An 8,444-nucleotide genomic window follows, 5' to 3' on the forward strand; every position below is an offset into this window, starting at 1 on the left:
GCCCCCAGGCCCCCGCGACGAGCACCAGCCACCGTACGAGGGCCCAGCCGCACAGACCCGTCAGGGCGAGGTACGGGAAGGCCAGCGACGCCCCTTTGCCGCCCACGCTCACCAGGCCGAAGGCCCCCGACGGGGACAGCAGCCGGAACACCCCCAGACCGAGGCCCAGGCCGAGCCCGGCCTGCCGGACGCGCGCCGCGGTGAGGGAGCCCGGGGCGTGCGCCACCGCCTGCCACAGCACCGTCCCCGCCGCGCCCACCATCAGGACCCCGGACAGGACCGTCGCGGCGAGCTCCGTGACCGGTCCCGCCTGGCTGCCGCCGCCGATCGGCCCCAGGCTCACCATGTCGTAGACGAAGGCGCCCGCCGCACCGACCGCGCTCATGTCCCAGAAGCCGACCTCGTACAGGACCCGGCGGTCGGTCAGCGCCCGCGCCCGCTGGGCGAGCGGCGGGTGGACGCTCAGCAGACCGGGGCCGACTCCCCGGCTCAGCAGACCGCGTTCGACCCTCGTGTCCTGCTGCTGGGCGGGAGGGTCGCCGAACAGCCTGCGCAGGCCGTCGGCCGAGCCCTCCCACTCCGCCGCCCGCGCGTCGGCGTACAGTTCCCGGCTGCGCAGCACCGCGTTCTTGAGCAGGGTCACCAGTGCGGCGAGCAGCGGGACCTGGACGGCGAACGCCAGGACGGTGCCCGCGAGCGCGCCCCCGAGGAGCAGGGAGGTCGGGGCCGCGACGGCGGTCAGCACCCCCAGTACCGGCATGCTCGCCCGCCACAGGATCAGCGTCAGGAAGGCGATGTCCAGGTCCCGGTTGCGGATGTGTGCCAGTTCGTGGAGGACGATGCTCCGGAACGCCGCCCGGTCGAGGGAGTACAGGGTGATGAGCCCGCCGCTCAGGGCCACCCGGCGCCGTCCGAGGCGTCCGAAGGCGAGCGCGTGGACCTCCGGGTTCAGTGGTTCGGCGAGGAAGACGACCCGCGCGCGTACGCCCGACTCGCCGAGCAGGCCCGCCAGATACGCGGACAGCTCGGGCATGCCGGTGAGCGGGCGGTAGCCGCGCCGCCGGGTCCGGTGCCGGGGCAGGCCGACGTAGGCGCCGAGGAGGGCGAGGAGCAGGCCGGTCGAGACTCCGGCGGTGATCAGTGGGCTCGCGTCGGCGCGCGGGTCCCGGCAGTCGCCCAGGTCGAGCTCGGTGGGGATGCGGATGTCCGTGGCGGAGCCGCGTTCACGGGCGGCCTCCTCCGTCGCCCGGGCGTAGCAGTCGTGGTACTCCTGTAGCTCCTCCCACCGCACCGAGGACAGGAGGACGGACGAGGTGCCGTTCACCATGAGGGCCGACACGGTGGCCATCGCGGCGATCAGCAGCGCGAAGCGCACCGACGTGCCGGAGGGGAGCGTGAACGGGCCCGGGCGGCCGCGCGCCGCCGGTCCCGGCCTCTGCCGCCTCACCGAACGGCCCCGGTCGGCCCCTCCCCGCCCGGCTCGCCGGCGTCCGGCCCCTCCCCGCCCGGCTCGCCGGCGTCCGGCCTCTCCTGGGACAGGGTGGCGAGCTCCGCGACGATCCCGTCCGCGATCGCCTGCGCCTGCGGCTCGGGCACCCGCCACCGGAGCGCCGCCTGCCTGGCCACCTCGCGCAGCCGGGTCAGCTGCTCTGCGCTCAGCCGCTCCACCTCCACGGGCGTGGCGGCCGGTTCGACGGCCCGTCGGGTGCGGCGGCGCGACAGCCGCGGCAACAACCGGCTCCGGGTGGTGTCCACCGCCTGCGCGGTGGACTGCTGCGCGAGGTGGTCGAGGACCTGGGCCGCGGCGGAGAGCGCCGCGGTGCTGATGAGCGCGGCGACCACGTCGAGGCCGATCCCCAGCGGCTCGTCGCGGTGGACGGGCCACAGCCGGTACTTCGCGGGCGACCGGTGGAAGGCCTCGGCCGTCATCGGGAACTGGGGCAGCTCGTGCGGTGCCGCCGCCTCCACCGCACGGCGGGCGAGCCGGGTCGCCATCCCGGTGTCGTAGCGCCCGACGTCGCCGTCCCCGCCCTGGTACTCGTATCCGCGCATGTGGTCGGACACCTCCCCCACCATCCGACGCTTCCGCCAACTCGCCATGATGCCAAAGAAGTTGGGGACTACACGAGGGGGAATCAAGGTGCACCGAACGGATCCGGCCGCCGGCCGCCGCGAGGACAACCCGCAGCACGGCCGGGGGCCGCAGCCCGGTCCGGGCCGCGAGCGCGCCTGTGCCTACGCGGGCAGCGCAGGGAACACGACCACCGAGCCGTCCTTGTGGCGGGCGATCTCGATCGCCACGTCCGTCGTGCGGCTGTTGGCGGTGACGCCGGCGCCCGGCTGGTGAATCCGGTGTACCGCGCTCATGAGGCGATCGACTTCACCGGTCGTGAGGACGGGCAGCAGACCATTCGGGCGTGCCGGCTCCAGCGACGACAGGCGTACCAGGACATCGGCGATGCCCGACTCCATTTCGTCGAGGCGCTGTTGATCGCGCTTGAGCACGCGGGTGAAGCTCTCGAACGGATTGCCGGGATCGCTCTGGGCGTGCTCGACGGCCTGGAGGGCGACCACCCGCCGCTTCAGCGCGATGGCCAGGGAAGCGAGTTCGAGGTCGGTGCGGAAGGCACCGCCGTGGTCGTCGACGCCGGGGAACGACTTTGTCAACGTGCCGAGTTCGACGGCCTGCCGGCGCTTGTGGTCGGCGTGCGCGCTCGTCCCCACCGCCACGGCCATCAGCACGAGCGGAGCGGCCACGGTGAGCGCCGTGCCGCCGGCGGTCGCACCGGCGCCACCGGCCGCGCCCGCCGCTGCCGCTCCTCCGACCGGCACGAACCGCGCTCTGGCGGCGATCCTGCCCGTCGAGTCCACGAGTTCACCGAAGATGCCGCCGGCACCCCCCCTTCGGCACCATCGGGCGAACGATGCCCTGCCCGAACCGGGCGGCGACCTTCGCCGGGACCACCATGCGGTACAGCCCCTCGCCGGAAGCGGTCGCCCTGGCCACCGCGAGGGAACTCCGCGCCGACTTGCGCGATGAACCGGGACAGGTGCTGCGCCGGGGGACTCACGACGTCGAGCGGGATGCCACCGCCGCGTCGGATTCCGCGTCGGCAACGACGACGGTGTCGACGTCGAGAAACTCGTCCTCCGCTCCCCGGGCCGACCGGCGAACAGCCGGTGATCGTCGACGGCGAGAACCGCATCGTCGCCGACGACGGCCCCTCGCCGTCCCCCTTGAGCGGAGGGAGCGGATCGCGATCTCAGGTCGAGGAGTCATGGGCGACGAGGTGGAGGAAACGGTCCGACAGAGCGTGCAGCCACTCGGTCCGTTCCGTGGCGATCTCCTTCAGTCGTGCACTGTCGCTGCGAGCCACGAGATGGCCCATGTAGCGCTCGTTGAAGCGCGCGTACTCCTGGTGCAGGGTACGCAGCGCCCGCGCCACCGTGCGCTCGGGTGCGCCGACGAGCCGCGCGAGCGGGGTGGCGTGTTGCTTCCATCGGCCTTCGACGGCCTGGCGGAGCCGATCGTCGAGGTCGCCGGCCCACCCGATGGCCCTCAGCAGTTCGCCCGGTTCGAGGCCCAGGGCGTCCGCGAGCAGCAGGGCCTGCCGGTCGGTTCCGCTCCAGCGGTGGTCGCTCTCGATGCGGACGTAGTCGTGCACGTCCATGCCGATGCGCAGGGCCAGCCGTTCGACGCCGAATTGCCGGGCCAGGCGATGCTCGCGAAGAGATCTCGGCTTCAGGTCCATGAGCACCGGCACAGGGCACCACAGCGCGCTGGCCAGCGCGAAGAGTTCGGCCTCCGAAGGCGCCACCGCCCCCGACTCCCAGGACACGAGGGCCTCCACCGAGCGGTACAGCCCCAACTGCGCCATCCCGACGACGACCTGTTCAGGGGTCAGGCCGATACGGAGACGGGCGGCCCGGGCCTGGGCGGGAGAGAACGCAGGGGTGGGCATGTGCAGATCACCTCGGTGAACGGCTCCACGAGACGCCGGGCTCGGCGGAGCGGGAAGGGGGTCAGCGGGCCGTGGCGGTCTGCGCGCCCGTCCCGTCGTCGTACGCGGCGAGGCCGTCCCAGTCGATGTCCTCCCGCTTCCGGCGACTCTCGAAGACGTGGAAGAACAGGTTCAACAGGACCGCCGCCAGCGTGCCGAGCGTGATTCCGCTGCCCAGGACGGCCCGCACCTCGGTCGGCATACGCTCGAAGAAGGGCGCGACGGCCGTCGGAAGCATCGCGGTGCCGAGACTGACGGCCAGGATGATGGCGTTGCGTTCCTCCCGCAGGTCGACCTTGCCGAGGATCTGAATGCCGACGGTGGCGACCATGCCGAACATCGCGACGGCCGCCGCGCCGAGCACGGGGTGGGGGACGGAGGCCACCAGGGCTCCGGCCTTCGGCACCAGACCGAGGAGGATCATGAAGAAGCCGGCCGCGACGACGACGAACCTGCTGGTGACTCGGGAGATGCGCACCAGACCGATGTTCTCCGCGAACGCCACGTACGGGAAGGAGTTGAGTACCCCGCCCAGCACGGTGGCGACGCCGTCGGCGCGCAGCGCGCGGCTGACCGTGTCACCGTCGACCCTCCGTCCGGTGATCTCGCCCATGGCGTACACGTCTCCCGTGGTCTCCACCATGGTGATGAGCATCACGACGACCATCGCCAGCATGGGGAAGAGCGAGAAGTGCGGCAGGCCGTAGTGGAAGGGAGTGCTGACGCCGAGCCAGTCCGCCTGGTCGACCGCCCCGAGGTCGGCGTCGCCGAGCAGCCAGGCGACGGCGGTTCCTCCCACCAGTCCGAGCAGGATCGCGACGCTGCGCAGGGGCGGACCGCCGAACCGCATCACCAGCAGGATGAACAAGAGGGTTCCACCCGCGTACGCGAGGTTGACCGGGTCTCCGTAGTGGGGCCCGTCCATGAGCGCCGAGCCGCCGCCGACGTCCTGGAGCGCCACCGGGATGAGGACGATGCCGATGACCGTGAGGAGGGTGCCGGTGACGATCGGGGGGAAGTACGTGGTCAGCCGCCCGGCGAAAGGGGCGAAGAGGAAGGCCGCGACTCCACCGGTGATCACGGCGCCGTACACCACGAGGAGGCCGGCGGTGCCGCCGCCCGCACCCTGCCCGATGGCGATCATGGGCGAGACCGCGGTGAAGGTCGCACCCTGAACGAGCGGTAGTCGGGCTCCGATCCGCCAGAAACCCCACGCCTGGATGATGGTGGCGATCCCGGCAGTGACCAGGTCGGCGTTGATGAGGTAGACGAGCTCCCGGCCGGAAAGGCCGAGGCTGCTGCCGAGGATCACCGGTACGAGCACCGCACCGGCGTAGAAGGCCAGGACGTGCTGGAATCCGTAGAGCGCGAGGGTGGGGAGCGGAAGTACCTCGTCCACCGGGTGCGGGGTGGTGAGGGGTCGTCGGCGCGAGGCCTGCGGTGCCATCTCTGCCTTGCCTTGAGGGTAGGTGAATGAGAGGAAGCGCGACTCCGGGTCGCGCAGAGAGCCTCGAAGGAGGGGTCCGGGCGGCCGCGCGGATCGGGCGGTTCACCGGCTGGCGGCACGGGGTTACCGGTGCGGCCAGGCGTCCAGACATGGAGGCGTGAGGGAGCCGGGGCGAAGGGCCCGGGCCAGGCACAGATCCTTGCGGACGGGCAGGGCGCCACGCAAGGCAGTAGGCCATGGTTTTTTAACCAAAACTCCTCGGTAACTTACGAATCCATGGACATCGGCCACATCGACTGCGGATTTCGTTTCCCCTGCCATCCCAGGGACGGCGCGCCCCTCAGTCACGGCACCCCTGTGTGCGCACCCTTGACGAGGATGGGGCGCCCTGGCACACCGGCGCCCCGATCGGTCCGGCTCCCGTCCAGGGCCGGATCCTCCTCCTCGGAATCCAACACGCCGGTATCCAACACGCCCTCGTCATGGCCGCCACGCCGATTTCGGCGATCTTCCCGAGGAGCGCCCCTCATCCGTCCATCGCCGTCCCGCTCGGCACACCCTGGGAGCTCGTGCCCTGCACGGCGACCGCCGACCTCACCGGATCGGCCGTGCACAACGTCACCGCCGACGGATCCACCTGGTCCCGGGCCGAACTCGGGGAGGAGAAGCCGAGACCACCTGCCAGGTGAAGCACCACGGCTCCCCCTGCGGGCCGCTGGACGTGAACAAGTCCGTCGTCCACCACGACGACCAGAACGCCTCCGTGACCTTCCGAAAGGTGGTCGTCACCGTCAACCGCCTGCCGCCCGGCGCCGGTGACAAGGCCGTCTGCAGAGGGACGGGCCGGTGCCACGGCCATGCGGACCCGCCCTTCGCCGTGGTGGCCGAGGACCACGCGCCGGGCGGTCGGTCGGTGCGGCCGCAGACACCGCCTACAGCCATGCGGCAGCGAGCCGCTGCGCGAGGGACGACAACCGGACCTGGCGGTCCGGGTTGTCCTTGTTGGTGTCCGCCAACCTCCGTCAGGACGACCCCGACCCTACCGCCGCAGCACACGACCTCAACTCCAGGTGCAGCCTGGCATCGGACCTGCCGACCGCGCAGAAGGCGCCCGGGCGAACCATGAACAGCCTGGATTCGTTGGAATATCGCCTCTACGCGGTCGACGTGCTGATCGGCAAGACCACAAGCGAGGGTGCCTTCCCTGCCAAGCACCAGGTCACCGACCTGTCCCTGTCCATCAGCCGAAAGCAGCAGCGCCCCCTGCCGCCCGGGCCGTGCACCAGCTCCCGACGGGGGACCAGCTCCTGCCAGGGGGACCAGCGCGCAGGGCCGGGCCATCCGGCCGGTTGACGCGAAGCGGCCGTACGTGCCGGTGGCCCCGGTCCCTCCGGAGAAGGAGGCGGGGCCACCGGCCGTTGGCGGATCGTGCTCCCGGCGCGGGTTACTTGGGCATGAGAACGGTGTCGACGATGTAGACGTTGGCGTTGGCCGTCTTGACGTTGCCGCAGACGACCTTGGAGGTGTCGTTGACGGTGTAGTCCTCGCCGGAGCCCTTCGTGGTGATCACGCCCTTCTGCAGGGTCTCGAAGCTGCCGTTCTCCAGCTGCTTCGGGGTGAGCCTCTGGCCGACGACGTGGTAGGTGAGGATCTTGGTGAGGGTGGCCTTGTCGGCGAGGACCTTGTCGAGGTCGGCCTTCGGGATCTTGGCGAAGGCGTCGTTCGTCGGCGCGAAGACCGTGATGTTCTCCGCGTTGTTGAGGGTGTCGACGAGGCCGGCCTTCTTCACGGCGGTGACCAGGGTGGACAGGGCCGGGTTGTTGGACGCGGCGGTGGCGACCGGGTCCTTGGCCATGCCGTCGAAGGAGCCCGCGCCCTCCTTCGGTACCCCGGCGCAGGCCGGGCCGAAGGGCTGGTCGTCGGTCGTCGGCGCCTCGGAGGGCGTGCTCGTCCGCGTCTTCGCCTCGTCTCCGGCGGCCGCGGTGGGGGCGGCCTTGGTGTCGCCGCCGGAGTCGGAGCAGGCGGCCAGGGAGAAGGGCAGCACGGTGGCAGCGGCGACGGCGATCGCGGTGCGGCGGATCTTCATGCTGTTCATGAGCTTTTACTCCTTGAAGGGCTTCTGTTCGCGTGTTGTGTGGGTGGTCGTGCTGCCCGGTGCGGCCTTCGGCCGCCCGGTGGTCTAGGTGACGGTGACGAAGACGCCGTGCCGGCCGCTGGCCCCGTCGGGGATGGTGCGGGTGCGCTGTTCGGTCTGGACCCGTCCGGTGCCGTCGGTGGCGCGGACGGTAAGCGTGTGGCCGCCGGGGGTGGCGTCCCAGCGGTAGGACCACTGGCGCCAGGTGTCCGAGCCGGCCTGGGTGGCGAGGTCGGCGTCTTGCCACGGGCCGTCGTCGACGCGTATCTGGACGCGGGTGATGCCGCGGTGTTGCGCCCAGGCGACGCCGGCGACCGTGACGGGGCCGGCCGACGGGCGGGCGAACGGCTTGGGGGTGTCGATGCGGCACTGGGTCTTGATCGGCGCCCGGCGGGCCCACCCGCGCTTCACCCAGTACGGGTCGTAGGAGTCGAAGGTGGTCAGCTCGATGTCGGTGATCCACTTGCAGGCCGACACGTACCCGTACAGACCGGGGACGAGCATCCGGACCGGGAAGCCGTGGTCGAAGGGCAGCGGCTCTCCGTTCATGCCGACGGCGAGCATCGCGTCCCGGCCGTCCATGACGTCCTCCACCGGGGAGCCGAGCGTCATTCCGTCCACCGACCGCGCCACCAGCTGGTCGGCCTCGCCTCCCCTGGACGGTGGCCGCACGTCGGCTTCCCGCAGGAGGTCGGCGAGGGGGACGCCGAGCCAGCGGGCACTGCCGACGTACGGACCACCGACCTCGTTCGAGACACAGGTGAGCGTGATGTCGCGTTCGATCAGGGGGCGGGCGAGGAGATCGGCGAGAGCGTAGGTGCGCGGGCGGGTGACGCCCTTGCCGTGGATCCGCAGCCGCCAG

General features: G+C 71.6%; 8 protein-coding genes and 1 pseudogene. 2 read left to right on the forward strand and 7 right to left on the reverse strand.

Annotated elements, in window-relative coordinates; all coding sequences use genetic code 11:
- From CCN56_RS01560 to CCN56_RS01580, 5 genes and pseudogenes are all read right to left on the reverse strand, one after another.
- Positions 1-1,447, reverse strand: a 1,447-nt coding sequence (locus CCN56_RS01560; RefSeq protein WP_256961654.1) for a M48 family metallopeptidase, incomplete at its 3' end; no start/stop codon positions are given.
- Entirely contained in the window at positions 1,444-2,064 is a 621-nt protein-coding gene (locus CCN56_RS01565; protein WP_143664398.1) for a hypothetical protein, read from the reverse strand. The genes CCN56_RS01565 and CCN56_RS01560, both read right to left, overlap by 4 nt.
- A gap of 171 nt (positions 2,065-2,235) precedes the next feature.
- Positions 2,236-3,104, reverse strand: a pseudogene (locus CCN56_RS01570) (hypothetical protein).
- A gap of 159 nt (positions 3,105-3,263) precedes the next feature.
- Positions 3,264-3,962 (reverse strand): helix-turn-helix transcriptional regulator, encoded by a 699-nt coding sequence (locus CCN56_RS01575; RefSeq protein WP_086822488.1) that lies wholly within the window; start codon positions 3,960-3,962, stop codon positions 3,264-3,266.
- A 61-nt stretch (positions 3,963-4,023) separates the two neighbouring features.
- Positions 4,024-5,448 carry a nucleobase:cation symporter-2 family protein gene (locus tag CCN56_RS01580; RefSeq protein WP_086822491.1) on the reverse strand — a complete coding sequence of 475 codons (1,425 nt, stop codon included), beginning with the start codon at positions 5,446-5,448 and terminating at the stop codon, positions 4,024-4,026.
- A 482-nt stretch (positions 5,449-5,930) separates the two neighbouring features.
- On the opposite strand from CCN56_RS01580, the gene CCN56_RS42450 reads away from it, so the two are divergent.
- Together CCN56_RS42450 and CCN56_RS42455 are read left to right on the forward strand one after the other, a co-directional pair.
- Complete coding sequence (locus CCN56_RS42450) at positions 5,931-6,137, forward strand: hypothetical protein (protein ID WP_143664399.1); 207 nt, start codon at positions 5,931-5,933, stop codon at positions 6,135-6,137.
- Positions 6,138-6,570: 433 nt separating this feature from the next.
- Entirely contained in the window at positions 6,571-6,801 is a 231-nt protein-coding gene (locus tag CCN56_RS42455) for a hypothetical protein (protein ID WP_143664400.1), read from the forward strand.
- A 91-nt stretch (positions 6,802-6,892) separates the two neighbouring features.
- On the opposite strand, the gene CCN56_RS01595 is transcribed toward CCN56_RS42455, so the two are convergent.
- Both CCN56_RS01595 and CCN56_RS01600 read right to left on the reverse strand, forming a co-directional pair.
- Positions 6,893-7,543 (reverse strand): fasciclin domain-containing protein, encoded by a 651-nt coding sequence (locus tag CCN56_RS01595; RefSeq protein ID WP_086822500.1) that lies wholly within the window; start codon positions 7,541-7,543, stop codon positions 6,893-6,895.
- Between the two features lie 84 nt (positions 7,544-7,627).
- Positions 7,628-8,444: molybdopterin-dependent oxidoreductase (locus CCN56_RS01600; RefSeq protein ID WP_179199635.1), on the reverse strand; the 817-nt coding region annotated here is incomplete at its 5' end.

The organism is Streptomyces sp. NRRL B-24572, assembly GCF_002156145.1.
Classification (GTDB): Bacteria; Actinomycetota; Actinomycetes; order Streptomycetales; family Streptomycetaceae; genus Streptomyces; species Streptomyces vietnamensis.